The following is a 24,118-nucleotide window of genomic DNA, read 5'->3' as shown; positions in this document are numbered from 1 at the left end:
CCAAACCTCCCATGATCCACGCGCAGTGAATCAGGAAAGCCACTCCGCCTCAACCCGCTGATTGGGTTTGAGCCCTATGAGAGCCTGAAGGACGCGATCTTTGAATTGTTAGCAGGGGAAAAGCCTGAGCTAGAGCAGCGTTACAGCGAGCCGGATAAAGGAATGAAGTTCTTTAGGATCGTGGCATGAAACTTTTGCGCCTCACCGTCGAGCACGCGACTAGCTGCGGCGGTCTTCTGGACAAGGTCGATGTCGATTTCGAAGGCGCAGCGTCGGAAAGCGAACTGGAGGGCGGGGCCAAAACGACGCTCTCGCCACACTGCCTGATCGGGCAGAACGGCTCCGGTAAGTCTCAGCTTCTGCAATTGCTGGCCGAGATTTTCCAGTCCGCTTGGTGTGCCCACGCGCCGAATGAGGAGCGTGACGTGGCGGACAAGTCGACCCTGTTCACGGTCGAATATTTGGTTTCTCCTCCAAGTGGAAGTAATGCAGAACATGTAAGGCTGCGGCGCCTGAAGAAGGGCACCAGACTCTTGCCGCTCGACATGGCGGTGCACCGGGACGGAGAGTGGGAACCTGTAGGCATAGACGACGATGGTTTTGGAGCGAGACTTCCTTCCCTAATCGTCGGTTACACGTCGGGTGACAACGAAACCCTCAGCCTTCCCTTCTTCGTCAGTCGGGCTGGTTATGCCAAAAGCGTACGCGAGGCCGCTTTTGAGGGGCCTGAGAAACTCGTCGCCGATAATCGCTTGCTACTGATCGATTATAGCACCCACTTAGAGGTTCTGGTTGCCAATCTCTTACTTGGCACACCTGCCGTTCAGAAGGCGATCCTCGAGGATGCGCGTCTCGATCATCTTGCATCCTTCCGATGTGTAATCCAACTCAGCCACCTGACACGGCTGAAGACCAAACGGCGTGATAGCGAACACCGCAAAGGCGTTCAGCTAACTGACGAACTGGAGAGCTATATCACCGCGCTACAGTCCGCCTCGACGTGCTGGTCCTATGATTCGAAGATGGAGATCTACGTCTTCGATTTCTTGGTCAATGACGCCACCCGCTCCGTGTTTGCAAAGCATTTCAACAGTCCGATCGCGCTCTACCGCGCCTTTCACAAACTTGCTCTGCTGAATGATCTAGCCATTCCCAGCAAAGCGCGGGACCGGCTGAAGAAGGAAATTGAGACACGGCGGTTCGCATCGCGCCTTCCAGAGCCGCAAGACGAGGAAAAGATTTTCCGGTTTGAGCAGGTCCGCTTCTACAGGGGGGACGAGAAGGTTATCACACGATCACTCGACTATGTCTCTCTGTCGGACGGCGAACACCAGTTGGCTCAGATCTTGGGGATGTTCGCAATGATCCTTCAGGACAATGCGCTTTTCATTCTCGACGAGCCCGAGTCTCACTTCAATCCGCAGTGGCGCGTAAAGTTCGTTAAACGTCTGCTCAATCTACCGGTCGAGGACCGTGGCGGTCAGGAGGTGCTGCTCACGTCGCATGCGCCGTTCGTGCCGTCTGATCTTCGTCGGGACCAAGTTCATGTCTTTTCGAAGGATATTGAGGGCAAGGTGCAGATCGTGCGCCCGTCCGTCGAAACCTATGGCGCGACGTTTGACAGAATTCTCGAGCATTGTTTTGGAGTCTCGCCACCAATCTCCCAGCTCGCACGCGACGACATCAATGACTTGATGAAGAACGGCAACATTGAGCAGTTGCGCGAAGCGATCGACACCCTTGGCTCGTCTTTCGAGAAGGCCTTCCTTGCAGACAGACTCCGCCAACTTGAAGAAACCGGAGCGTCACGCTGAATGCTAAATGTCTATCCGATTGTAGCGACTGCCGAAAATTGGGTGCATGATGCGGTTTATGCAAAGGTGAAGTCGGCGCTGGAGGCGTTGAACGGCGGGGCGGCCGCGCCAGACTGGGCAGACGACATGCACGAGGATCTTGCTGATCGCGAGGCCCTCAAGACGCGTTATAATGCCTTCCGCACGGCTGCCGAGCGGCTCAGCGTTAAGCAGAGAACTAAGGTCCTGGGAGCGCTAGAAGACCAGAACAACATTCCGGCAGTTTTTGATGGCGTCGCGGCGTGTCCGAGGATTGCCCTAAGTCCGGCGCGGATTAGGAAGCCAACCGCAGACCTGTTCACCGCTGCGTTCGATGTTCTCAAAAGCCTGAAGGTCCGTGACCGACAGTATCAGACGATCTTCGAGAACCTGCCGGGCAAATGCTGTCCGTTCTGCGGCATTGAGCCATTTGAAGCGCCGGGCCTCGCTCGTGAGGATATGGATCATTACCTTCCACGTTCGCTTTATCCCTTCGCAGGTGCGAATCTGCGCAACCTCGCGCCGATGGGTGGCAAGTGTAACCGCGCGTATAAGCAGGCTCTCGACATCATCTGCGACGGCAGCGGGCTAAGGCGGCGTTGTTTTGATCCCTACGGAGAGAACTGGGCAACGGTGTCATTGATGGCGAGCCGGCCATTCGAACGCGAAGAAGCGGGGCCATTTCCACTGCCTGTATGGCAAATCGATCTTTTGGGCGATGCGGATTCCGTCGCTACCTGGGACCAGGTCTTCCAGATCCGTCGTCGATATCAAGGTAAGGTTGAGGCACATTTCCGCGAGTGGATGGAGCATTTCGCGATCTGGTGCGAGGGACAGGTAGGCCTAGTCACGACTCAGGATGAGGTGATCGCTGCTCTGGAGCGATATCTGAATTTCGTCCTTCAACGCACTCATGACGATGGTGCTCACTTGAGGCGGGCGGTATTCGAGATGTTGCGCCAACAATGTGCTGATTCAGATATTTCTGATCGACTAACAAGTTGGCTATCTGCGCTTGTCAGAGGCCAGCGGCAGCTCGCTGCGTAGAGCCGGTAGGCATGACGCTTGATGGGCCGGTGCCGCACCTCAAAGCGAATCCCGGTTTTTTATGCAGCGAATGTGACGCAAGCTATGGTCGTTGCGGCATGGAATGTTGCTATTTTCGGGGGAGCCGTTTTGGGCGGCGTCATTCTTGAGACGGCTCGGGCAGTCAGATTGCCATGGGCAGGTATCGCCCTGCTTGCCACGCCGCCGCTAAGGGCGTGCACGGGTCGCCTGCTGGTGCAGGACGCATAAGTTGACAAAGCACGATGCGATGTTCGGTCGAATGATCGCATTGTGCGGCGTTAGAGGGCTATAGCGTAGACGTAGTGCTCATCATCGTCGGGCGCGGCCCGCCACACCGTCCACCGGTGTCTGAACTATCCCAAAATTTTCGCAGTTTGTTGAGGGCGTTACGCCTGTACGAGGGCGTCTATAGACGCCTTCATTCGCCCCTTTGGTCTCCATGCGGGCTGGTCGCGTCTCTAGCCGCGCAGATCATCACATCTCAGACCGGCTGATGCCTGGCTTTCGCCGAGGCATGCCGATCGTTGGCCACATAGGATTTAGATTGGCGGTCACGAAACTATCGGAGTATAAAAAAAGGGGCGTCGGAGCGTCGCCCGCGGGAGCGAGATTTGGGTCAGCGAAACACCAGGCGCGGCAAGCCTCATTGCGAGGCTTTCCCGGCTCTCGACATCTTGCAGGCGCTGCGAAGCTGGCGTGCCGGCAACGGCAGGTGCGGTTGGCGTGACGAGCGCGGCGTCTTGGTGGGACGTGGGCAGCTTGTCGCCTTGGAGCAGGCGCGCGCCACGTTCGCTTATGATATGGCAGGGAGCGCCAACATAGCGGCTAAAAGCGACGTGCTGTTTGTCGATCTCACTGGCAGTCGCCGTAATCCGAATGTCGTTCGGCAAAGCTTCAGTTGCCCCGGGTGTCAGGCGCCAGCGCAGAAGTTGTTCTACGTGACTGGACGATGGGCGTGCAGAAGCTGTCATTGTCTGGTCTATATAAAGCAGAGACTTGGAGATGTAAACAAGAGGCTTCACAATCGCGATGCTCTTCTTGCTGTGCTCCAGCGGGTTCCGCAGCAAGATCAGCGCCGGCGCTGGTTCCATAACCAGCAACGTCATCTCGACCATATTAATCGCGAGCTTGCTGCCGAAGGATTTACCTCGCTGCCAGAAGAGTTGCTGTTTCGGACTTATGTGGATTGGCCGCCAGCAGACGTTGCTGCCGGAACTGGCGACGCGGCGAGGCAAGGCGCTTCGCGAGTCGACGACGTTACTGCTGACAGCTCTAACGTGGGGCTGGCGTTTTTCCGACCTCTGCCACCGACATGCGAACCGGCTACGCCTAGTGAGCTAGTCGGCTCGCTGATCCTCGATCGTCCTCTCACTCGATGGCTTACCGGCCATAAAGCTGACTGCGCGATCCAGCTGATGAACGATCTCAGGAAGGAGGCGGTCACTGGGAGCAGCATCTCGATCCAGAGATTTGCCAATTTGCTGGCCGAGCGGATGGTCATCCGGCCGCTGGTCATCACCAGCGGCTGGAGCGACGTGACAAGCATCGTTGGGGAGGGCGGCCGCGCTGAGCACGTCGTGACGGCGACTTATACCGGCAACCCAACGCTGTGGCGCATCGGTCCCGGTACCAGGCCGAATGGTCGGGTACTACGAGCTGTGCTCGACGATCATATCATCATGCTGCGAGCGCGACCGGCATTTGAAGGGAGGTCAGACCCGCACGCTGACCTCGAGTCGGCCCGTGATGAAATTAGCGGCCGACTCGCGCGAGTCGAGGAAGCGCTCGCATCCATCAACGCTTCCCGTGACGATCTGGCGCTCCGCTGGGTGAGGCACAATTGGCGCCGGCTACAGCGGAAAGACTTTTCCTCTCCAGCCGGTTTGGTTCGGATCGCCGGCACGCTTCCCCGCGGGCCGGTGCCGGCGACCTGACCTTTACGCCTCATCATCCTGTTGCCAGGGGTCGATCTCGTACCATCCGGCGCGCATATAGTGGTTCTGGAAGATTTTCTGCGAGCGTACCGCGGCGCTGATCCAGAATGCCGGCATGACGATGACCAGAAGGGGCGCGAAGACCATCACGGTGGCGACAATCACGACCAACATGATCAGCGCCTCACGCCAGAGGCCGCGGATTGCGAGGTAGAAGCCGCCGAACAGCAGTAGCCAGACCCAAGCAAGTGTCGGCACCGCTTCGCGCCAGCCGGTGGCCGGATTTTCGTAGATGGCGGTGACACGCATCGGATCGAAGTAGCGCTGGCGGCGCTGCAACCGGCGGCCACCCTGGTGATCGCTCACAGACATGCGCGCACCTCTTCAACTCGGTGACGATCGTTATCGGACCATGCCGTCTTGAACTGATGCATGACGAGGTGAGTGCCGGTCGGGATCGGTGTTGTTTCGACCATAAGAAACGGGAAATTGTCGCCCATCACTAGCATGGCGCCGGTCTCCCGCGGCACCGACTTTGGCGTCGCACCGCCGAGCTTCAGCCAGGCGGCAGACACGCAGGCGATAATGGCATCGCTACCGCGCGGACTGTCGGCGACCAGGACTGGCTCGCGCTTTTGCATACCCTTGACCGACGTGGCCTGCATGCAGGCGCTGATGAGCAACGGCAGCAAAGCTATGACGGATCTAGTTCTATTCCTCATGAGACATTCCCCTGTTGCGGGGCGTCTCGCGCAGCTTCGCCGATGGTCGCCCCTATGTTCCTCTCGGGGCGACGGCCGAAGCCGGATGTTGGAAACCTGGGCCAAAGGTACAGGCGCATGCGCCTTTACCGGCAAGCCGGCTGGACATACGCGCATGCCACCCGGCCCCGAATTGCTTCGTGACCGAGTTCCTTGACCGGGGTTTCCACGCCCCGCTCCCGCGTATCTCGGGAGCGGCACGGTGATCGTCTGACGTCTGATAAGACGCAAGCGAAAACGACGAAAAAGCGTCAGTTTTGTGCGGCGAACAGCGCGCGCTGCGCCGGCCAGTCCGCCGGCAGCGGCAGCATGTCGGTCAGGCTGGTGAGGGTCAGCCACGTCGGCTGCCGGCCTTCAACGATACGGGTAACGAGATCAGGCGCAAGAAAGCCGGCGCCGATATGCTGCCTGATGTAAGCCGGGGTCACCCCGGCAGCCTTCGCCACCCCATGGATCGAAGACTGTCGGCCGCTGGTCAGCTCGCCCAGCCAGCCGCGCGCCTGGGCGATTACGGCAATGAGGCTGCTATCCGGCTTCGGGTTGCTGTGGCTCGGCACAACCAGGCTCAGCCGAGCTTTTGCCCGCCCGAGGGTGGCAGGCGTGACGATGCAGCCGGCTTTTCCGGTGAGGCCAAGTGGCTCCAGGCGCAAGGTAGTCGCGACGCCTCCTACGGTGACGTCGACCCGCTCAACCATATCGCCAACCAGCTTATGCTTCGCCCTGAGGTCGTTGCTGGCAAGGGGCGTGGCCAGCGCGGCTGCTTTTGCGATTACCGCAGGAGACACAAGGTCGAGGCTTGGCAGTGCGGTGGCAAGGCGGGCAGGGGAGGAAAGCGTGTCTCGCAGCTCGCTGAGAACCAGGCTGTCGAGGTCGCCTGACGGCACCCGGGTCATGGCGGAGGCATAGTAGCAATAGCGTCGGTTAGCCTTGCCAGTGTGAGTCGCGGTCATCTTGCCGCCAGCAGCATCGTGGACGAGCCCTGACAGGATCAGCCCGGATCCTGTCGATGTTGTCCCAAGCGCCTTGCGGCGGTTCGTCGCAAGGAGCTGCTGCACGGGATCATAAATGTCGGCCGGGACGATGCGCTCGTGCTGGCCGGGGAAGCGCTTGCCCTTGTGGCCGATCTCACCAGCGTAGATGGGATTGGCAAGGATGCTGTAGAGCGAGCTCCGACCAAGCTTGCCGCCGCCTGACGTTCGACCACTAGCAAAGACGCGCGACTTCGAGCGGATGCCCGCCGCGTCGGCAGCCGCGACAAGTCCATCGACGTTGCGGTGTTCGAGGTACGATCGAAACAGATCGCGCACCTGCTCGGCTTCCGGAGCGTTGATGACGAGCAGGCGGTCGACGACGTCATAGCCGAGCGGCACAGCCCCTCCCATCCACATGCCTTTGGCCTTTGAAGCGGCGATCTTGTCGCGAATGCGCTCGCCGGTCACCTCGCGTTCGAACTGTGCAAAGCTCAGCAGCACATTGAGGGTCAGCCGGCCCATGCTCGTGGTGGTGTTGAACGCCTGTGTCACGCTGACGAACGAGACTTTGCGTGCGTCGAAGCGGTCGACCATGCGAGCAAAGTCCGACAGTGCGCGGGTCAGCCGGTCGACCTTGTAGACGACGACGGTGTCGATGAGCCCGGCCTCGACGTCGGTAAGCAGAGCTTTCAGACCCGGCCGTTCCATGCTGCCGCCAGAGAAGCCACCATCATCATAGGCCGTGGGGATGAGCTGCCAGCCCTCATGCTTCTGGCTGGCGATATAGGCCTCGCACGCCTCACGCTGGGCGTGCAGCGAGTTGAAGGACTGCTCCAGGCCTTCCTCGCTCGACTTGCGGGTATAGACCGCACAGCGGATGGTCGGCTCAGCCATGACGGCGGGGCTTTGGCGGATAGCTGCGGCGCTTCCTGAGACCAAAGAAGAGCAGGCCATTCCAATGGGTGCCAGTGATATGCTTAGCGATCGCCGACAGGGAGCTGAACACGACCCCTTCGTAGCGGAAGCCGTTGTCTTCGACGGCAACGATGTGATTGCGGCCGCCGTGTGCCTTGATGAGCTGGCTACCGGGCAGAAGCTGGCTTGCTGCCGGAGGAAGCGCGGTCGTGGCGGCGGTGGCGCGATTGCGAGGGGAGGGCGCCGCTTTCTCTGGCGATGCCACTGTATCGGGCGGCGGTATCGCGCCTGCGACGTCAGCGCCGTCGATTATTGCCTTCGCCGAACTCATGGCTTCACCATGCGCTAAAGCGCCAGCCTTCTGGTCAACGCCCCGGCGCGCCAACGCATGCTCGGCAGCAAGCTGAAGGTCGTGCGCGACGGCTGGTGAGACATCGCCATGCAGCATGGCCTGCTCACGCCATGCAACCGCCTGCTCAACCAGGCTTGGCAGTCGCTGAGGTGCCGGACAGACGAACAGTGCTGTCCAGCGCGCACTGCTGTCCGATGCTCCGGAACTCGACGGCAGGGTTGCTGACATTGCCGGCGTTGCCTTGCTCATTCCGCTGCGCCTACAGCAATGAGCCGGTCCGCAGCGTCGCCGAGTCTCTGACGCCAGGCAAGGCGCTCCAGCCAATGGTCCGGGATGGCACTGGCACCGTAGAGCGCACCAGCAAGCTGCCCGGTGATGGCGGCGGTCGTGTCGGCATCGTCGCCGAGGTTCGCGGCGAGCAGCACCGCAGCGGCAAAGCTGGAGGTGCGAGCAACGCACCACAAAGCCGCTTCCAGCGAATGCGCGACATAGCCTGAAGAGCGGATGTCGCGGCGCAACTTGCCCCGCCAACTACCCGCTACAATGGCCGCAATAGCGGGTGCATCGCTGCCTCGCTTCGCAGCCAGAACATCGTGATGCGCCATGCCTGAGAGCGTGTCAGCCAGCAGCTCGGCATAGGAGACGCAGCTGGCGATGGCTTCCGGTGCGGCATGGGTGGTGCGGCTTTGCCGCGCGGCAACGTCGACGAGCTTGGTGCGGTCGCGCCAGTGGCGTACGGCGACAGGGGCAAGGCGCATCAGCGAGCCATTGCCAGCACTCATCGGATCATCGCTGCCGGCATAGGGGTCAAGATCCCGCTCGAAGCGGGCCAGCGCCTGCCGGGTAGTGACCCCGATATCGAAACAGCGGCCGGTGCAGCTATACTCGCCATGCCGCCACCAGCTGACGAAGCGGCTCATCAGATCACGAGCATCGAGATCGGGCGCTTCAGCGAGGCTGTCGGCAAGCGCCAGCGCCATTGCCGTGTCATCGGTCCATTCGCCGGCGCGAAGCTTGAAGGGGCCGCCGCCGACCATGTCGGTTACCACCATGCCGGTATCGCGGCGGGTGAACTCCAGAGTTGTGCCAATGGCGTCGCCCACTGCCAGGCCCAGCATCGCGCCAAGGCTGCGGTCGCGGATGCCGGCAGCCGAGCAATTGGGCTGTGGTTGCGGTAGCGACGTCAGCGCCAGCACATAGGCTTCCTGTGCCTTGGTCTCGACCGCACCGGGGCGTACCTCGCGAACGGCGGACAAAGCCGCGGCGGGTGACCAGCCGAGATCAACAAGCAGGCGCGAGGCAATTGTGCCTGCGCGGCCTAAACCGCCCTTGCAGTGCACCAGCACATTGAAGCCAGCGCGCAGCTGGTCGCGAATGCCTGGTCCAATAGCAGCCCACGCCGTTTCAAATGCAGGTGTGGGTACGGAGACATCGCGGATAGGTAGGTGGTGCCATTCCATTGCGGCGGCCTGCACTGCTGCCCCCAGCCCCGTGACGCCGAGAGCGGCAAGCTCGTGGTCCTCCACCAGCGTGATAACGCTAGCTGCGCCCCAGTCTGCGACAGCCGCAACATCGAGAGCAAGGTCGCGTGCCCAGGCGCCTGTGGCGCTGTGTGCCTGCTGTTTGCCGGGGCAGAAGGTGATGCCAATGCTGCCGAGACCCGGACCTGCGGCGACGGTTGCAATCTGCAGGGGGTGAGACACGCTGGTACGCGCTCCGGCGGTTTGGCTGCGCATGAGCTTAGTCTGCGGCATGTTCGCTCCTCCTTGCGCGATAAAGTTCGGCCGGGCGAAAGCCCTTGCCTGTTTCCATGTCCCCGGTCGCCTCGAGGCGGCCGCTCTCGATGAGCCGCTTGCGAAACGCCGGCTTGTTCAGTGTCTGCCCACGAATGGCCTCGTGGAGCGCCTGCAACTCGCGCAGCGAGAACGTGTCTGGGAGCAGTCCGAACGCCCAGCCATCGCGGTCGAGGTCACGGCGTAGATCTGACAGCGCGCGCGCAAGGATGTCGCCATGGTCGAAGGGTAGCGCGGTGCGGCGCCCGGCTGCGTTGCGGACGGTGTCGCCGGTGACGGCGAGTAGCTCACTTGCCGCAGCCGAGGCGGTGGCCGCCATCATGGTCCCGGCATCGACCACGGCCATGTAGCCGATGCTGACGATGCGCATGCGTGGATCGCGGTCGACCGCACCAAAGGCCTGGAACTGCCGCACCGGCGTGTTGAGGCCGGCTTTGTCGCGTAACGCCCGCTGCGCCGCTGCGCCCAGTCCCTCCTGGGCACGCACAAAGGTGCCAGGCAGGGCCAGCCGTCCGCGCGCTGGGTGTTCGGCACGCTTTGTCAGCAAAACGTGAAGCGCGCCGGTATGAAAGGTGAGGGGGACGACGTCTACTGCCACCGCCAAAGGCGGGAAGGCGGCGGGATCATAGCTGGCAAGGAAGGTTGCATCATCCATGACGACGCCAGTTAGACGTCTGCTGCATATACGTCAATGACGAATAAGATCTAGAATGATGCGATCACCCGGTGAAGATGCTCCGCGACACGATCATCATACTCGATTGCGCGATTTCGGAATGCTCCGAGAGGGCCCTCGATTCGCTCGAGCTCTGCCTGAACGCCTTCCGCAAAGCTGCGTCCATCCATGTCAGGCAATACGCCGTGTAAATGAAGTGCCGTCTTGTTTACGCGTCCCCGGTACCCGAAATGATAGCCATCCTCCGGCGGAGTTTGCAAAAGTAGCTTGCTACCGGTGAACGGAACATGGGCACTGACTCGATATCCCACCACCGGCTTGCCGTCTAATTTGTGATAGCCCCTGCGTGCGTCGATCGTGATGCCTTTCATCGGGTATAAAAAGATTGGAGCGATGAAGAACTCTTCGCGGAGGGCGTCATATAGATCCTCGCGATAGCGCGATCTGCCACTAAAATACTCGATATAGCACGCATCGTACATCAGCTTGTCGATGTTATCGAAAAAGTGCTTGAGCCGCTTGCCGCCGCTGAAAAGCTTGATGATTGAAGTCGTCATGTTGCCGGCATAGGGGGCGGGGGAAGCCATTCGCAAGCGAACGGTGGGCGCGTTTTGGTGGGAAGCCGTCAGTCCGCTTTCGGGCGCTAAGGCGACGGAAGCGGACGTTTGTTTATTACGCTCGCGACGGCAGCTAGGCGCCCCAATATCGGTCGTTCGTCCGGCAAGCTGTTGCTCCCGAGGCAGCCGTTTACCGCGGTCGTCATGACGCTCCTGCACCGCAACAACTTTCAACGTCTAAGAGGACAAGCAAGCTCGGAGGCTACGGGCGACGAGATTGTCTGGCGAATACCGCGCGACCTTTTCCTGCTGCTAGGGCACCCCTCGCACCCGAAGTTCTGGACCGTCTATGCGGCCGCGCGAGATATAGTGCTCGCGGCTCAGCGCCGCCGCAGTCTGCCGTCGCTGTCATGTAGCAGCCTTTCTGAGTCTCCCCCGGTCGCCGACGCTGGCGGAATAAGATTGCCCACCGCCATGGCGGGGCGTCCGTCATTTCCCAGACAGCAGTCCGAGAATTGCGATCCGCTCCCGCACGGGCAGTCGTCGTCAGGCTTCCAGGGGAACCCGAAACCGTTGTCGGGAGGCCTCGGCTTCAGTAATAGCCGGTGTAGTCAGCTTCGAGGCGACCGAGCGCAACCAGTTCGCCGAGAACCGTAACTGACAGCGGAAGCAGTAGCCGCATTCGGGCTGGATCGTCCCAATAAGCACTCCCGTGTTTTCCCCCATGAAACAGGTTATTGCGCACCGTGTTGAGCAGCACAGTGACGCGCGCGAGGTGTGAAGCTCTATCATCGAACACGACATCGGCGAACGTCAGTCCGTGTTCGCCAATGACCTGCTTTAGCGGATTTTCTGCGACGAGCTGCGCTGCCGCGGCCGACGGCGTATAGTTCGCGGCATGGCTGAGAACGAAGGCCTTCCAGTCGGGACGGGCGGGAGCACCGACAGCTTTGGACTGAAGCCAGCCATTCTCCTTGAGTGCCGACTCGAACCGCGAGAACCAGAAGAAGAATTCGAAAACGAGCGGCCGAAGATCCTCTTCGATTTTATCGTGCCGCATGGTTCCACCGGTCCTGTCCGTTGCTCCGATTGCGAGCGGTATACGAGCAAGTTGACGGACTTCTGTTGGACTGCGCAAGTCCATGTGATGAAGCTTCTCGATGAGACCACCGCGCTGGACGCGATCCGTACCCTTCTTGCGGAAGCCGATCACGCCCGTCTTGCGGTCGCGTTCTGGGGCAAGGGCGCGATCAGCCGGCTCGGCCTCGACCGTCCGGGACTATCGCTCGAAATTCTCTGCAACCTCGATTCCGGCGCATGCAATCCGGCCGAGCTGCGACGGCTTCTCGATCTGCCCGGCATTGAACTGCGGTCCCACCCGGCACTTCACGCCAAGGTCTATTGGACAGCCGGAGGTGCTGTCCTCGGTTCCTCGAACGCCTCGGCCAACGGCCTAGCCCTTGAGTCCGATGCAGCGACCGGCTGGCACGAAGCCAATATCAGCATCGCCGATCCGCAGGTCCTGGCTGATATCGACCGCCGGTTCACCGACCTGTTCACCGCCGGATATCCCGTCGGCACCGACGACCTCGATCGGGCGGCGCTAATCTGGAAGGCGAGGGCGTGGCAAGCCCCGACCGGGCAGCGCCTCGCCTCATCGCTGTTCGAGGCATGGCGGACAGCTCCCCGGCACGCGATATGGAAGCGGGTAAAGGTGGTCTGGTGGCGTGAAGACCTCTCCCCCGAGGATCAGGCCTGGATCGACGATGAGATCGCCAATGGTCGCCTCGATTCCGGGGGCGGCGCTTATGAGGGGTGGAATGAGCATATCGCCTCGGGGGATCTGTTGATCGACTTCGATGTCAGCGGCAGAAAGCCAAAATATTCCGGAAGCTGGAAAGCCATGCCTAGCGGCCGCCTCGAACGGCTGCGGCTGGTGCTGCCCGTGGCACGGCTTGCCCTGCAGCCACTCGGTCAGTTCCCGGTTTCAGAGCAGGAACAGGCTGCGTTGGCTGCAATCGCGGCGGCTGCCGTTGCGAAGCATGGAGACGGTGAGGGAAATGCAATCGTCGGCTTTGGCGATGCCATGGCACTGATCGGTGAGCAGGCCGGTCCATCGCGCGCGCGGGCGTTCGATCGCGCGATGCAGCAAATTTTTGATGAGGCGACGACGTTCGGATACCGGCCGACCTACTTCCTTAAAATGCTTGCCGAACACGGTGGGGTCGAGACGGCACGACGCCTCATTCGTGGTACGGCGACGAGCGGATTTCAGACCCTGTGGGAGCACAGCCGCCTCGATCTGTCAGTCGAAGCTCTAATCCTCCAGCCGCAATGGCGCGAACTGTTTTCTGACGAGGAAGCAAAGATCGCGCGGCGCCGGCTCAAGGACTTCGACTATGTTTCTGACAGTAAGCCGGCAGGCGGCACCTGATCCGGATCCTGCGATGTCCCGATTGCGTCAGGCCGCGTCGGCGGGACGAAAGTGGTCGCTCGCGCCAGCGTTTTTGCCGCGAGGCCCACATACCACGCATTCATGCGCGTGTCCCAGCTGCGCACCTCGCAGAATGTCTTCCAGTCGAACTCATGGATGCAGATTAGCTGCCACTCTGGATCGATCCGGACCATCAGAAGATATTCGAACAGCTGTTTATCGCGATCGTCGCGATCGGGGTAGACGGTCCCTGTCTTGCGCCCGTCGAGTACACCCTTGATGGAATAGCGATCGCCCCGACGCGAAAGGGCATCGACATTCTGCGTGCCTGTCGGTGCGGGCTGAAGGTTCGGGCGCCCGGGCGTGCCATTGAAGAATGAAAGAGCAAGGCTTTCCGCGACCTGACCGACATTGGAAGCGAGGCCGCGCCGCTTGAGCTCGGCCGCCACGCGCGCGCGCAGCCGCAGCAGTTCCAGATCAGCGAGCGCCTCGAGCGCGATATCCGGATCTACCGCCGTCACCGGAACGATACTCTTCATGCTTCTTCGGCCCCCACTTCCCTGATCGCCCCGAATGGTGTGTCCCCGAGGATGAATGCCGTGATCCTGTCGGTCAGTTTCTCTGCTGGCAGCCTGCCGCGACCGCGCAGCGCACATTCCCAGATCAGGAGACTGCGCCAGCCCATACCGTGCAGCCCTGCTACAGCGTCCTCATCGCGGCGACGGTTCGCCGCGATTTTCGCTGCCCAGAAGTCAGTCCGTGTCGCGGGCATCCGGAACAGCGAACAGTCATGCCCGTGCCAGAAGCATCCGTGAACGAAGATCGCAGCCCGATAGTGCGGCAGGACAAGGTCGGGCCGGCCGGGAAGGTCGCGACGGTGCAGTCGAAAGCGGAAGCCCAGACTGTGCAGCAGCCGCCGTACGATCATCTCCGGACGGGTGTCCTTGGCGCGGACACGGCTCATGTTGAGCCGGCGCTGGTCCGGCGTCAGCCTATCGACCATCGCTCCCGGCCGCCTGATCCTGGACGGCGCCCTCATCGTCCGGAAGCGGTGATCCGACCGCTAGGTCGGAGGGAACCGGGGGGAATGCAGCGGACAGGGCGGCGAAAGCGTCCGATCCGGACGCCACCATTGCAACGCTGTCGCGGAAGTGTTCGGCCAGGCTCGCGACGATGCCAGCGTGAAGCAGCCGCTCGCGCTGCCGGCCGATAAAGGTCATCAGGATGGGATGGTTGCCGTCGTTCCCGGCCACCGAACGCAGCAGCACGAAGTCCTTGCTGTCGAGAAAGGCGCAGGCGTTGGCGGTGATCTTGCGACCGCCCAGCCGCCAGTTCTTGCCGACCTTCCCGACGTTCCGCAGCTCGCGGTTACCATAACCGCCATAGATACAGATCAGATCAAGATCGTCACCCCCGGCGGCGAACAGGCGTTCGCTCAGCAGCCGTCGCGCAACCGGTGTCGTCAGCGCAATTGCCCGCTGTTTACTCGTCGAGCTCAGGCGGTGCATCGAGAAAATGCCGAGGTCGGACTCGGCGAGCGAGCGGACGACGATGATCTCGTCGCGGCGGCTCAACAGCGTCCGGCTCCCACAGCAAGGGCCGGCGTTTCAATCGCAACGACTCCAAGTAACTGACTGCGCAGCGTCTGGGCCACCGCGCGGGCAAGCAGCGGGGGCACTGCATTGCCGATCTGGCGGAACGCCGGGTTCATCGTGCCGGCGAAGCGGAAGCCATCCGGGAACGACTGCAGGCGGGCCGCCTCGCGCACCGAAATCGGGCGCGCCTGCCGGCTGTCATAATGGATATGGCTGTATCCGTCCTTACCGAGATGGGCGAGCAGCGTCCGTGCCGGCGCACAAGCCTCCATCTTGCGCCACTTGTTCGGGAACTTGCCCGCGTCATAGGGCGGGACAAATGCGGCTTTGAGCGCGTCCCATTCCGCACTTCCGTCGGCTGGCCGTAGACCCTCGGTATCCAGGCGCTCAAGCTCTGCCTCCAACAGGCTGAGCGCGTAACGGTGCGCCTCCGGATACTGATCGCCGGGCTGAAGTCCGGCGAAGATTCGGTAATCACGCGGAAGATAACGGATCACATGATCGCGCACGTGCGCGACGCCTTCGAAGCCGCACCAGCTGCGCATCGCTTTCACATAGTCGTGCTGGCGGTTGTGACCGCCGTAAGGCAGCATCACGTCAAGCCGGCGCGTACCGCGACGAAGCTGCCCGTCTGCGAGAAGTTCGCGTGCGAGGATCTCGGGCAGATCGCTGATCGCCTGTTCGGTCGTGATCGCGGCGGGAAGAGCCTCATCGGCTTCCGGTGCCGCCTTATAGGCGCTGAGGCCAGTGACACCGGACAGGAGATCGCCGCCCGTGGCCAGCTTAAGCGCGACCGCGCGCGATCCCTGGTAGCCGGAGGGCAGGTCGATCCAATGCGTCGGAGCCGGGAACTCGACATCGTCGGCGAGTTCTTTGCGGATCGCGATGAGGATCATCCGCTCGCGCATCTGCGGCACGCCGTAAAAGGCAGCGTTCAGCAGCGTATAGCGCACGACATAACCCTTGCCGGCGAGGATCTCTCCGATCTCTGCCGCTAGGTTATGTCCGCCATGATTGAGCATGTCCGGGACATTTTCGATTACGACGGCGAGTGGGGCGCAGGCCTCAACATAATTGAGATATTCAATGTAGAGCCGGGCTCGCGGATCGTGACGGAACGCCTCGGGATGCTCCGCGATCTCGCGCAGTTTCGAGCGGCCGACACGCGCAAATGCCTGACAGGGCGGACCACCGACGATGACATCAAAGGCCGCCGATGCGGGTCCGAGGCCGAGCTCCTTTGCCAGATCGTCCGGCGAGGTTGCAGTGATGTCGCGCGCAATGCTGTGGCGGTCTTCGCCATGATGGAAGTTGAGGCCATGCGAGCGGGCCGCGTCAGCGTCGTTCTCGACAGCCGCCACAATCTCATAGCCAGCCGCCTGAAAGCCGAGCGAGATTCCACCGCAGCCGGAGAACAGGTCGAGCACACGTGGCTTCGCGCCGGCGCGCAGCCGCTGAATCTTCTGTCGGATCAGCTTCGCATCAACGCTCACGTCCGGCTGTTCCCGAGCGGCAGTTCGGGCTGGCCGGCGCGCGTCGACAGATACTGCAGGACGGCCTGACGGATGACCCAGGCAGACGATACATCATGCGCCGCGGCAACCGCCTGCACCTGACGGTGCACGGGTTCGGGCAGCAACACGGTGCTTCGAACGGTCTTGCTGGCGGCCACGGTCAGTGTCTCCCTGCACCGCTGTTACACCAGTCGGCACCATCATGCACCACGTTACATCATTTTTTACCCGGTCTGACCGACCGGATCGGATGAAAAGGGGGCGCTTCCCGCAGAAATTGATGCAATTGCCGTTTGGGTGCCGGCGGGTCTATTCCTGCTCCAGTCCGACTGCGGTGAGTGCCGGCAGCGAAGCGTTCAACTGCCAGCCACCGGAGAATGTTCTTTGCGTCCCATCGAAATTCCGCCATCTCCGCGTGCGCTGCTCCGATCGCTGCGGGGTCTGGGCTATTCACCAGAAACAGCGCTCGCCGATCTTGTCGACAACTCGCTCGCGGCTGGCGCCCGGCAGATCGACCTTCGCCTCGAGTGGCGCGACGGTGACCCGCTTGTCGAAATCCTCGATGACGGCGCCGGCATGGGCATGGACCGCCTGATCGAAGCGATGCGATTCGGTGGCGACGGTCCGGACGCTGAGCGGGATGGCACCGACCTCGGCCGCTTTGGTCTCGGGCTGAAGACCGCGTCGCTCTCGCAGTGCCGCCAGCTCACGGTCACATCCCGAAGGGATGACGCAATCGCGCGGCTGGCCTGGGACGTCGATCGTGTGGGCGACGGCTGGTGCGCCGATATACCCGAGGCGTCACCTGACGGCCCCCTCGCCACGCAGTTCGCGCAGGCAGGCGACGGAACGCTGATCAGCTGGAACCGCATGGATCGGCTGGGCGGCCTCTGGGGTCTGGATCGCGACGCGTTCAACGACCGGCTCGCCGCGATACGGGCGCATCTCGCAATGACCTTCCACCGCTTCCTGAGTGGCGAAGCGCGGCGGCTCTCCATTACTGTCAACGGGCTCGCGCTGGCGGCCTGGGATCCGTTCTGCCGCAGGCACGACGCGACGATGGCGCTGCCCCGCGACGTCATCCGCGGCAGCGATGGAACGATCTCCGCACGACCCTATATCCTTCCCCACCGCGACCGCTTCGCGAACGAACGGGAATGGGAGGAAGCCGGCGGCCCGGGCGGCTGGGTCGAGCGTCAGGGTTTTTACGTCTATCGGGGTGACCGGCTGGTCTCGCCCGGCGGCTGGCTCGGGCTGGGTGGCGCACGGTCATGGACGCGCGAAGAATCAAGTCGCCTCGCCCGCATCGCACTCGACCTCCCCGTAACAATGGACGAGGCATGGCGCATCGACATCCGCAAGTCGCTGGCGAGACCGCCCGCCTGGGCCCGCGCTCGGCTAGCCGGGATCGGAACAGACAGCCGCCGCCGCGCCCGCGAGGTATTCGCGTGGCGTGGCACCGGGCCAACCGTTACGCGCAGGCGCGCTAAGGAGGACGGCGAGGTCTGGCCGTGGGAAGCGCGAAGCGGGAAAACTGCTCCCCGCTACCGCGTACGGCGCGACCATCCGGCAGTCGCCGCGGTTGCAGGATTGCTGGGCGATGACGCCGCCGTGCTCGAAGGGCTGCTCTCGGCGCTTGAGCTCACGGTTCCGGTTGAGCGCATCTGGCTGGATGTTGCCGAACAGGGTGGAAGCGGTCCGCTCGAACCCTCCGCAGCGGTAATCGCGGAACTGGCGGCGCCGCTTGCCTCGCTCGCCCGCGAGATGGACAACTCGGACGAAGCCGGAGACCGCCTTGATTCGGTGCTGCGTTCGCTCGGCGTGACTTCGCCCAAGCTGCGTGCCGCGGTCATCCGGAAATTGGGGGAGAAATAGACGATGGATCCGGTAACACAGCTTGCGAATACCGCCCGCGTTGCGCTTGGCCCACGCGCCGGTGACCGGACACTGGTTACGGATGAGATCCTGACCATCGTCAGAGCCTCTGCGCCGCTGGTCGGGCTGACCAGCGGCCACAGCTTCACCGAGGCTGAGATCGAGGCGGCTGCGCGCGACCTGGAAGCCCTGTTTGTTGTCGCGCAGGGGCCGTCGATCAGGCTGCGAGGAGAGTTGCAACCGGCACCCTGGTATCTCGGCGAACGCCGCCGGCCTGGTGCCTCCTTCTCGCGCTACCTCCAAAAGCTTAGCGAGGGCGGCTGGGCACCGAAAGCCGTTGAGGTCCTGGAGGAAAGCACCGCAGAGGTCGTCGAGCTGATCGATGATCCGGAGCGTGAGGGTCCCTGGGACTGGCGCGGGCTCGTCGTTGGCAACGTCCAGTCGGGCAAGACCGCGCATTATGCCGGCGTGATCAACCGTGCGGCCGACGCCGGTTACCGTGTCATCATCGTGCTTGCTGGCATGCACAAGATCCTCCGGCGCCAGACTCAGCTGCGGCTCGATCAGGATTTTCTCGGCTTCGACACGGCAGGCGGCACAGCGGATGGCGGACGCCGTCCGATTGGCGTCGGCCTTCTGCCGGGACCGGTCCAGCTGGTCGACAGCGTCACCACGTCGCTGCTGAACGGTGATTTCAGCCGCACCGTGGCCAACAACGCCAACTTTGCGCCGGCAAACCGTCCCTTTGTTTTCGTGGTCAAGAAGAACGGCGCGGTCCTCAAGAATCTCAATCGCTGGATCGCGCGCCTGCCCGAGGAATCCCGTGACGCCCCGCTGCTCGTGATCGACGACGAGGCGGATCAGGCGTCGCCTGATACCGGTGAGCAGGGGTTTCTGCCGGACGGCAGCTTCGATGAAGATTATGATCCCAAGCGCATCAACGGCCAGATCCGCACACTGCTCGGCGGCTTCAGGCGCAGTGCATATATCGGCTATACGGCAACGCCATTCGCCAACATCATGATTCACGACGAGCGTGCCGCGCAGGATTTCGGCGCAGATCTGTTTCCGTCTGCCTTCATCGTCTCGCTGTCCGCACCCAACGATTATTTCGGACCGCTTGCGATCTTCGGTCGCGATGACGACGCCGACGCCGTCGGTCTGCCGCTCATCCGCCATCTCGACCAGACCAGCGAGGGCTGGATACCGGATCCGCACGATAAGTCTCTTCGACCGGTCTGGTCGGGCGAGGCGCGCGTGCCGCCGAGCCTTGCCGAAGCGATCCGCAGTTTCGTCATCTGCTGTGCCGCCCGCGCGGCACGCGGACAGGCCAATGCCCATAAGACCATGCTGGTCCATGTCTCCCGCTTTCAGGACGTCCATGATCCGGTCCATGCGCAGGTAGAAGCTGAACTGCGCTCGATCCGCAATGCGATCGCAGCCAACGACAGCAACGAGCTCGATGCGCTTGAGCGACTGTGGCGCGAGGATTTCGAGCCCACCACAGACGCGATGGCAACGACCGTGTTCGGGCGATCCGTCCGCCGGGTCGGCTGGCAGGATGTGGTGGCCCGACTCGGCGAGGAAACAGACCGGATTCAGGTCGCTGTCTCCAACGGCCGCAGTCGCCAGGGGATTGACTATGATGCCGCCGACGAGGCCGGACAGAGCCTGTCAGTGATTGTCGTTGGTGGTGACAAGCTTGCTCGCGGACTGACGTTGGAAGGCCTGTCCACCAGCTATTTCCTGCGGGTTTCGCGCCAGTATGACAGTCTGCTTCAGATGGGTCGCTGGTTTGGTTACCGGCGCGGCTATGCCGACCTCTGCCGGCTTTACACCACGATCGATATGGAAAGCTGGTTCAGGCATCTCGCAACAATCAATGAGGATCTGCGCAAACAGCTTGCGCATATGCGCGTCACAGCCGGCACCCCGAAACTCTATGGGCTGAGTATCAGCGCGCACAGCATCATGAACGTCACGGCCGCCAACAAGCGGCGGCATGCCGTGCTTCGGCCCGTAACCTATGCCGGTGAAGGCAAGATCCAGACGGTTCAGTATCGCGATGGCGACAGCGTGATCGCCAATGCCGGGGCAGTGAACGAAATGCTCCTCGAACACGGCGAGCCGGAGATCGATCCGTCCCGGCCCGGCGGTCGGCCGCTGGCTGCCGGTCTTCTCTGGCGTAATGTCCGTGGCAACCGGGTCGCGGCACTGCTGGAGTCTCTGGCATTTCCGCCCGAGAGCAGCGATGTCGATGGCAAACGGATGGCTGTGTACATCACCGCCCAGCTGGAGCAGGGCGAACTGAGCGACTGGACGCTGTTCGTGCCGGCAGGTGTCGGGGCGGACGTCGAGGTCGCGGGCCATACCCTGCGCAGCGTACGCCGCACGCCGATCTCCCGTTCGACGCCGGCGAGGTTCATTACCAAGTCGATCCTCAGCCCGCTGGACGAAGCAATTGACCTGACCGACGATCAGTATGCCCGTGCCCAGGCGGAAACTGACCGTGTGCTTGCAGAAGAGGGCGAGCCCCCTGCCGACCGTCCGGCCGGTCCCTGGATCCGCCAGATCCGTGGTGATGATCCTCGCCGGGGCCTCCTCATCCTTTATCCGATTGATCCTGCAGGTGCAGGGCTCAAGCCGGGCACACCGCTGTGGGGTGTGGTCGTTAGCTTTCCGACCTCGCCCACCGCTTCTGCAGAATGGAGACTGGAGAATACGGTCCAGCAGCGGGCCGCGACGTGACGTCCGCTCCTGATGCTGCAGCGCTGCTCGAGGAGTGGGCTGATCTGGCGACCGTAGCGCCCGGCGACCGGCTGTTCCGTACCCGGCGTATGACCCGGCCGATCCGGCTCGATCTGCGCGCGGGACTGCGCGAAACCGACGGGGCGCCGTGCCTCGTTGTTTCCGCCGGGACAGCAGGTGGGGCCATCACTTCGTTCGAAACCGGCGGCCTGCGGCTCTCGCGCGTCGCCGACCCGGCTGGCGTCCTGCTGGTCCTGTCTCTCGAGGAGCCGGCGCGCCGCGATCTGTTTGCGGCTGTCTGCAGCGACTGTCTGCGCGCGGTGATCCGCGGGGAGGATGAGGCCGAGGACGATCTGCTCAGCGTGTTCGCTGCGCGACTTTCGGCCTGGCGAGCGTTCCTGCGCGATCAGACCGGCGCGCTGTCGCGCAATGAAATGATCGGGATCATTGGCGAGCTGCTGCTGTTCGGTCAGCTCCTGGAAATCGGCGCCGACGCGCCTAGCGCGTGGAAGGCGCCTGATGACGGCCTGCATGATTTTGAAACTGCGGGCGACAGTATTGAAGTGAAGACATCGCTCGGCGGAGCGCGCCAGCTCCATGTCTCCACTTTGGATCAGCTCGATGACGCAGGGCTCTCCTCGCTGCATGTGGCACATGTGCGGCTCGTCGAAGCATTGGATGGTGAAACCCTGGCGGATGTTGCCGATCGCATCGAAACACAGCTGAGTGGCGAGCGTGCGCGGAGCGCGTTCCGCAATGCGCTGCTGCGCCGGGGCCTCGCACCCGGCGCTGACGGTCTTGGACCCCGTGTGCGGCTGGCGGGAACGGACTTCTATGCGGTGCGCGACGGGTTTCCGCGCTTGCGGCGGGGCGAAGTGGCGATCGGCATTGCGGATGCGACGTATCAGCTTGAGGTTCGCGCGCTGACCGGATTCCAGGAAGACGCCGCAGCGGTGCTAAGCAGGTTCGGGGGCGGACAATGAGTAATGATGCGACTGCGGAATTCGCGCGCAGACTGGCGGCGGAGATTGATGAGGCCCGGGACGACCCGGCTGTAGACCTGCCATCGACCGAAGCGCTGTTTACACGGACCGTCATCGATGAACTTGAGGAGATCGGGCATTTCGAGGCCGCATTCGATCTGGCGCAGGAGGGCAGGGTGGGCCGCTCGCCATTCCAGATCAGCGGGTATGCGATCGACGAGGATGCTGGGCACCTGACACTGTTCGCGACCCAGTATTCCGGTGACCTGCCACCCCGACGGGTACCGGCGTCCGAATTGCAAAAAACGGCGGAACGGGCCGGTACATACGTGGCGGCATGTATCGGCGGCCTTGCCGATCGGATCGAGCCGTCCAACACCGAGGCCGGTGACCTTGCCCGGCAGGTCGCCTCGCTCGGCGAGCGCATCGACCGGTTCCGTATCGTCGTCCTGACTGACGGGATCTCCGGCGGCGCACTGCCCGCGACAATCGAAAGCCATGGCAAAACCGTAGAGGTCGAGCTGTATGACATGGTCCGGCTTCACCGGGTTCTGGGCGAAGGCCAGACGCGTGCCGACATCGATGTCGACCTCGTCGCGCTGTCCGGGCACCGCATCGCCTGTCTGCCGGTTGCCTCCGGCGCGGGTCATTATGAGGCTTACCTCGCTGCCTTTCCCGGTGAGACGCTGTCACGCATCTACGACCGCTACGGCACGCACCTTCTCGAGCTGAACGTCCGGGCATTTCTCGGTCTGTCGGGGCGGAAATCAGTCAACGCTGAACTGCGCCGCACCTTGGTTGAGCAGCCCGAGATGTTTCTGGCGTTCAATAACGGCGTGGTGGCGACCGCCGATGAGGTCCGGCTTGAGCGGGAGGGCGGCGCGGTCTTCCTGACCGGCCTTCGCGGTCTGCAGATCGTCAATGGCGGCCAGACCACCGCTTCGCTGCACCGAGCCCGGCGCAAGGAAAGCGTAGCCCTCGGCAATGTCGAGGTGCCGGTTAAGATCATTCACGTCACCGAAGGCGACCTTGAGGAAATTGTCGGGTCGATCTCGCGAGCTGCGAACCGGCAGAACACCGTGCAACAGGCCGACTTCTCCGCCAGCGATCCGTTTCACCGCGAGGTCGAGACGCTTGCGAACAACGCTTGGCTCGAAAGCGGTCGGGGACGGTGGTTTTACGAACGCGCCCGCGGCTCCTGGCTAGCTGCTGAGCAGAAGGCTTCCTATCGCACCACCGAGCAACGGGCGTTCCGCGAACAAACGCCAAAGGCGCGGCGGTTCGGGAAGCTCGACCTAGCCCGCTATCTTTCTGCATGGGACGGTTATCCCTGGCGAGTAGCGTTCGGCGGACAAAAGAATTTCCAGGCGTTTATGCAGCGCCGCAAAGAGACGACGGCGGCCGCGCCTGACGCGGCATGGTTCCGGCGACTGATCGCGCTCACGATCCTATACCGGATAACCGAACGCATGGTGCGAGCCATGAAGTTCCCAGCCTATGGCGCAAACATCACCGCTTATCTGGTCGCCGCGATCGGCGAACGGACTGGAGGCCGTATCGACTTTGACCTGATCTGGCGGCAGCAGCGCTTGTCACCCGAACTGGAGGCGCTGGTAACCGCCTGGGCGCCGAAGATCGACGAGGCTCTACGCGCGAGTGTCGGGAGCCGCAACCCGACCGAGTGGTTTAAGAAGGAAGACTGCTGGGTGGACGTGCGGACCCGTCTGCCCGCGCTTGCCGATCCTCTGCCACCTGAACTCACGGGCGTTTCAGCAGAAAGCGGGCCCGTCGTGGCTGACCAAGCAGCCAGCGGACTGAACGTCGCGGATTATGCCAGGATCGAAGAATGTATGCGCATCCCCTCGTCCATCTGGGTCGCCACCGCTGAAGCCGGCCAGCGTAGCGGAGTGCTGCATTTCAAGCTCGCCGGCATCTGCATGACGCTCGCCAATTATGCGGCCGGTGGGTGGGCGCGGAGGCCGTCAGTCAAGCAGGCCAAACACGGGCTCGAGAGCGTCGCGAAGGTCCGTGCAGCCGGCCTTTTCGACGAGGATCAGCGCTAGGCTCTGAAGCGTGGGTTGGGGGCGTGGCCAACCCGTTAAGCGCCTTG

Annotated in this window: 23 protein-coding genes; 8 read left to right on the top strand and 15 right to left on the bottom strand. The window is 62.5% G+C overall.

The annotated features are described in order from the left end of the window. Nucleotides 1–185 precede the first annotated feature (185 nt). Together AC07UH_RS20250 and AC07UH_RS20245 are read left to right on the top strand one after the other, a co-directional pair. Nucleotides 186–1,814: a restriction system-associated AAA family ATPase gene (locus AC07UH_RS20250; RefSeq protein ID WP_495181952.1), complete on the top strand. Its 1,629-nt coding sequence runs from the start codon at nucleotides 186–188 to the stop codon at nucleotides 1,812–1,814. After that, nucleotides 1,815–2,879 (top strand): hypothetical protein, encoded by a 1,065-nt coding sequence (locus AC07UH_RS20245; protein WP_495181953.1) that lies wholly within the window; start codon nucleotides 1,815–1,817, stop codon nucleotides 2,877–2,879. Between the two features lie 572 nt (nucleotides 2,880–3,451). Here the strand turns inward: AC07UH_RS20245 and AC07UH_RS20240 are convergent. Continuing rightward, on the bottom strand, nucleotides 3,452–4,135 hold the full coding sequence (locus AC07UH_RS20240; protein WP_495189968.1) for a hypothetical protein: 684 nt from the start codon (nucleotides 4,133–4,135) through the stop codon (nucleotides 3,452–3,454). A 180-nt stretch (nucleotides 4,136–4,315) separates the two neighbouring features. Between AC07UH_RS20240 and AC07UH_RS20235 the strand changes: the two genes are divergently transcribed. Further along, nucleotides 4,316–4,834 (top strand): hypothetical protein, encoded by a 519-nt coding sequence (locus AC07UH_RS20235; RefSeq protein ID WP_495181955.1) that lies wholly within the window; start codon nucleotides 4,316–4,318, stop codon nucleotides 4,832–4,834. 3 nt (nucleotides 4,835–4,837) lie between these two features. Here AC07UH_RS20235 and AC07UH_RS20230 read toward each other — a convergent pair whose 3' ends face one another. The 9 genes from AC07UH_RS20230 to AC07UH_RS20190 all read right to left on the bottom strand — a co-directional run bounded on the left by AC07UH_RS20230 (nucleotide 4,838) and on the right by AC07UH_RS20190 (nucleotide 11,919). Further along, entirely contained in the window at nucleotides 4,838–5,206 is a 369-nt protein-coding gene (locus tag AC07UH_RS20230) for a hypothetical protein (protein WP_495181956.1), read from the bottom strand. Beyond that, nucleotides 5,197–5,499 (bottom strand): hypothetical protein, encoded by a 303-nt coding sequence (locus AC07UH_RS20225; RefSeq protein ID WP_495189969.1) that lies wholly within the window; start codon nucleotides 5,497–5,499, stop codon nucleotides 5,197–5,199. The genes AC07UH_RS20230 and AC07UH_RS20225 overlap by 10 nt, the downstream gene beginning before the upstream one ends. A 347-nt stretch (nucleotides 5,500–5,846) precedes the next feature. Next, nucleotides 5,847–7,460: a recombinase family protein gene (locus AC07UH_RS20220; protein ID WP_495181958.1), complete on the bottom strand. Its 1,614-nt coding sequence runs from the start codon at nucleotides 7,458–7,460 to the stop codon at nucleotides 5,847–5,849. Then, nucleotides 7,453–8,082 carry a DUF2924 domain-containing protein gene (locus tag AC07UH_RS20215; RefSeq protein ID WP_495181959.1) on the bottom strand — a complete coding sequence of 210 codons (630 nt, stop codon included), beginning with the start codon at nucleotides 8,080–8,082 and terminating at the stop codon, nucleotides 7,453–7,455. The genes AC07UH_RS20220 and AC07UH_RS20215 overlap by 8 nt, the downstream gene beginning before the upstream one ends. After that, nucleotides 8,079–9,587, bottom strand: a complete 1,509-nt coding sequence (locus AC07UH_RS20210; protein WP_495181960.1) for an ADP-ribosylglycohydrolase family protein — start codon at nucleotides 9,585–9,587, stop codon at nucleotides 8,079–8,081. The genes AC07UH_RS20215 and AC07UH_RS20210 overlap by 4 nt, the downstream gene beginning before the upstream one ends. Continuing rightward, nucleotides 9,574–10,281 (bottom strand): NUDIX hydrolase, encoded by a 708-nt coding sequence (locus AC07UH_RS20205; RefSeq protein ID WP_495181961.1) that lies wholly within the window; start codon nucleotides 10,279–10,281, stop codon nucleotides 9,574–9,576. The genes AC07UH_RS20210 and AC07UH_RS20205 overlap by 14 nt, the downstream gene beginning before the upstream one ends. 50 nt (nucleotides 10,282–10,331) lie before the next feature. Then, nucleotides 10,332–11,078, bottom strand: coding sequence for a hypothetical protein (locus tag AC07UH_RS20200; RefSeq protein ID WP_495189970.1), 747 nt, complete (start codon nucleotides 11,076–11,078; stop codon nucleotides 10,332–10,334). 161 nt (nucleotides 11,079–11,239) lie between these two features. After that, nucleotides 11,240–11,455: an SEC-C metal-binding domain-containing protein gene (locus AC07UH_RS20195; RefSeq protein WP_495181985.1), complete on the bottom strand. Its 216-nt coding sequence runs from the start codon at nucleotides 11,453–11,455 to the stop codon at nucleotides 11,240–11,242. Further along, nucleotides 11,452–11,919, bottom strand: coding sequence for a hypothetical protein (locus AC07UH_RS20190; protein WP_495181963.1), 468 nt, complete (start codon nucleotides 11,917–11,919; stop codon nucleotides 11,452–11,454). Before AC07UH_RS20190 ends, AC07UH_RS20195 begins: the two co-directional genes overlap by 4 nt. Before the next feature lie 87 nt (nucleotides 11,920–12,006). Between AC07UH_RS20190 and AC07UH_RS20185 the strand changes: the two genes are divergently transcribed. Then, nucleotides 12,007–13,293, top strand: a complete 1,287-nt coding sequence (locus AC07UH_RS20185) for a phospholipase D family protein (protein WP_495181964.1) — start codon at nucleotides 12,007–12,009, stop codon at nucleotides 13,291–13,293. On the opposite strand, the gene AC07UH_RS20180 is transcribed toward AC07UH_RS20185, so the two are convergent. The 5 genes from AC07UH_RS20180 to AC07UH_RS20160 are packed head-to-tail and all read right to left on the bottom strand — an operon-like array spanning nucleotide 13,257 to nucleotide 16,560. Next, a complete protein-coding gene (locus tag AC07UH_RS20180) occupies nucleotides 13,257–13,832 on the bottom strand; it encodes a hypothetical protein (RefSeq protein WP_495181965.1) in 576 nt (191 codons plus the stop codon). The two genes, AC07UH_RS20185 and AC07UH_RS20180, sit on opposite strands and share 37 nt — an antisense overlap. Next, nucleotides 13,829–14,296, bottom strand: a complete 468-nt coding sequence (locus AC07UH_RS20175) for a very short patch repair endonuclease (RefSeq protein ID WP_495181966.1) — start codon at nucleotides 14,294–14,296, stop codon at nucleotides 13,829–13,831. The genes AC07UH_RS20180 and AC07UH_RS20175 overlap by 4 nt, the downstream gene beginning before the upstream one ends. Continuing rightward, nucleotides 14,286–14,867 carry a hypothetical protein gene (locus AC07UH_RS20170; protein WP_495181967.1) on the bottom strand — a complete coding sequence of 194 codons (582 nt, stop codon included), beginning with the start codon at nucleotides 14,865–14,867 and terminating at the stop codon, nucleotides 14,286–14,288. Before AC07UH_RS20170 ends, AC07UH_RS20175 begins: the two co-directional genes overlap by 11 nt. Continuing rightward, complete coding sequence (locus AC07UH_RS20165) at nucleotides 14,864–16,381, bottom strand: DNA cytosine methyltransferase (protein WP_495181968.1); 1,518 nt, start codon at nucleotides 16,379–16,381, stop codon at nucleotides 14,864–14,866. The genes AC07UH_RS20170 and AC07UH_RS20165 overlap by 4 nt, the downstream gene beginning before the upstream one ends. Then, nucleotides 16,378–16,560, bottom strand: coding sequence for a hypothetical protein (locus AC07UH_RS20160; protein ID WP_495181969.1), 183 nt, complete (start codon nucleotides 16,558–16,560; stop codon nucleotides 16,378–16,380). Before AC07UH_RS20160 ends, AC07UH_RS20165 begins: the two co-directional genes overlap by 4 nt. A gap of 226 nt (nucleotides 16,561–16,786) precedes the next feature. Between AC07UH_RS20160 and AC07UH_RS20155 the strand changes: the two genes are divergently transcribed. Genes AC07UH_RS20155 through AC07UH_RS20140 form a run of 4 tightly spaced genes read left to right on the top strand, consistent with a single transcriptional unit; the run spans nucleotide 16,787 to nucleotide 24,071 of the window. Continuing rightward, a complete protein-coding gene (locus AC07UH_RS20155; RefSeq protein ID WP_495181970.1) occupies nucleotides 16,787–18,277 on the top strand; it encodes an ATP-binding protein in 1,491 nt (496 codons plus the stop codon). A gap of 3 nt (nucleotides 18,278–18,280) precedes the next feature. After that, on the top strand, nucleotides 18,281–21,025 hold the full coding sequence (locus AC07UH_RS20150; RefSeq protein ID WP_495181971.1) for a Z1 domain-containing protein: 2,745 nt from the start codon (nucleotides 18,281–18,283) through the stop codon (nucleotides 21,023–21,025). After that, nucleotides 21,022–22,008: a PD-(D/E)XK motif protein gene (locus AC07UH_RS20145; RefSeq protein ID WP_495189971.1), complete on the top strand. Its 987-nt coding sequence runs from the start codon at nucleotides 21,022–21,024 to the stop codon at nucleotides 22,006–22,008. The genes AC07UH_RS20150 and AC07UH_RS20145 overlap by 4 nt, the downstream gene beginning before the upstream one ends. Then, nucleotides 22,005–24,071, top strand: a complete 2,067-nt coding sequence (locus AC07UH_RS20140) for an AIPR family protein (protein ID WP_209566724.1) — start codon at nucleotides 22,005–22,007, stop codon at nucleotides 24,069–24,071. Before AC07UH_RS20145 ends, AC07UH_RS20140 begins: the two co-directional genes overlap by 4 nt. Nucleotides 24,072–24,118: the final 47 nt, after the last annotated feature.

This window comes from Sphingomonas sp. GW821-FHT04B01, from assembly GCF_059420425.1.
This window is presented reverse-complemented; position numbering and strand designations above follow the sequence as displayed.

Coding starts and splice junctions, on each gene's coding strand:
- AC07UH_RS20175 (WP_495181966.1), bottom strand. CDS start 14,296: ATGGTCGATAGGCTGACGCCGGACCAGCGCCGGCTCAACATGAGCCGT.
- AC07UH_RS20250 (WP_495181952.1), top strand. CDS start 186: ATGAAACTTTTGCGCCTCACCGTCGAGCACGCGACTAGCTGCGGCGGT.
- AC07UH_RS20245 (WP_495181953.1), top strand. CDS start 1,815: ATGCTAAATGTCTATCCGATTGTAGCGACTGCCGAAAATTGGGTGCAT.
- AC07UH_RS20180 (WP_495181965.1), bottom strand. CDS start 13,832: ATGAAGAGTATCGTTCCGGTGACGGCGGTAGATCCGGATATCGCGCTC.
- AC07UH_RS20220 (WP_495181958.1), bottom strand. CDS start 7,460: ATGGCTGAGCCGACCATCCGCTGTGCGGTCTATACCCGCAAGTCGAGC.
- AC07UH_RS20140 (WP_209566724.1), top strand. CDS start 22,005: ATGAGTAATGATGCGACTGCGGAATTCGCGCGCAGACTGGCGGCGGAG.
- AC07UH_RS20210 (WP_495181960.1), bottom strand. CDS start 9,587: ATGCCGCAGACTAAGCTCATGCGCAGCCAAACCGCCGGAGCGCGTACC.
- AC07UH_RS20215 (WP_495181959.1), bottom strand. CDS start 8,082: ATGAGCAAGGCAACGCCGGCAATGTCAGCAACCCTGCCGTCGAGTTCC.
- AC07UH_RS20225 (WP_495189969.1), bottom strand. CDS start 5,499: ATGCAGGCCACGTCGGTCAAGGGTATGCAAAAGCGCGAGCCAGTCCTG.
- AC07UH_RS20190 (WP_495181963.1), bottom strand. CDS start 11,919: ATGCGGCACGATAAAATCGAAGAGGATCTTCGGCCGCTCGTTTTCGAA.
- AC07UH_RS20185 (WP_495181964.1), top strand. CDS start 12,007: ATGAAGCTTCTCGATGAGACCACCGCGCTGGACGCGATCCGTACCCTT.
- AC07UH_RS20235 (WP_495181955.1), top strand. CDS start 4,316: ATGAACGATCTCAGGAAGGAGGCGGTCACTGGGAGCAGCATCTCGATC.
- AC07UH_RS20150 (WP_495181971.1), top strand. CDS start 18,281: ATGGATCCGGTAACACAGCTTGCGAATACCGCCCGCGTTGCGCTTGGC.
- AC07UH_RS20205 (WP_495181961.1), bottom strand. CDS start 10,281: ATGGATGATGCAACCTTCCTTGCCAGCTATGATCCCGCCGCCTTCCCG.
- AC07UH_RS20230 (WP_495181956.1), bottom strand. CDS start 5,206: ATGTCTGTGAGCGATCACCAGGGTGGCCGCCGGTTGCAGCGCCGCCAG.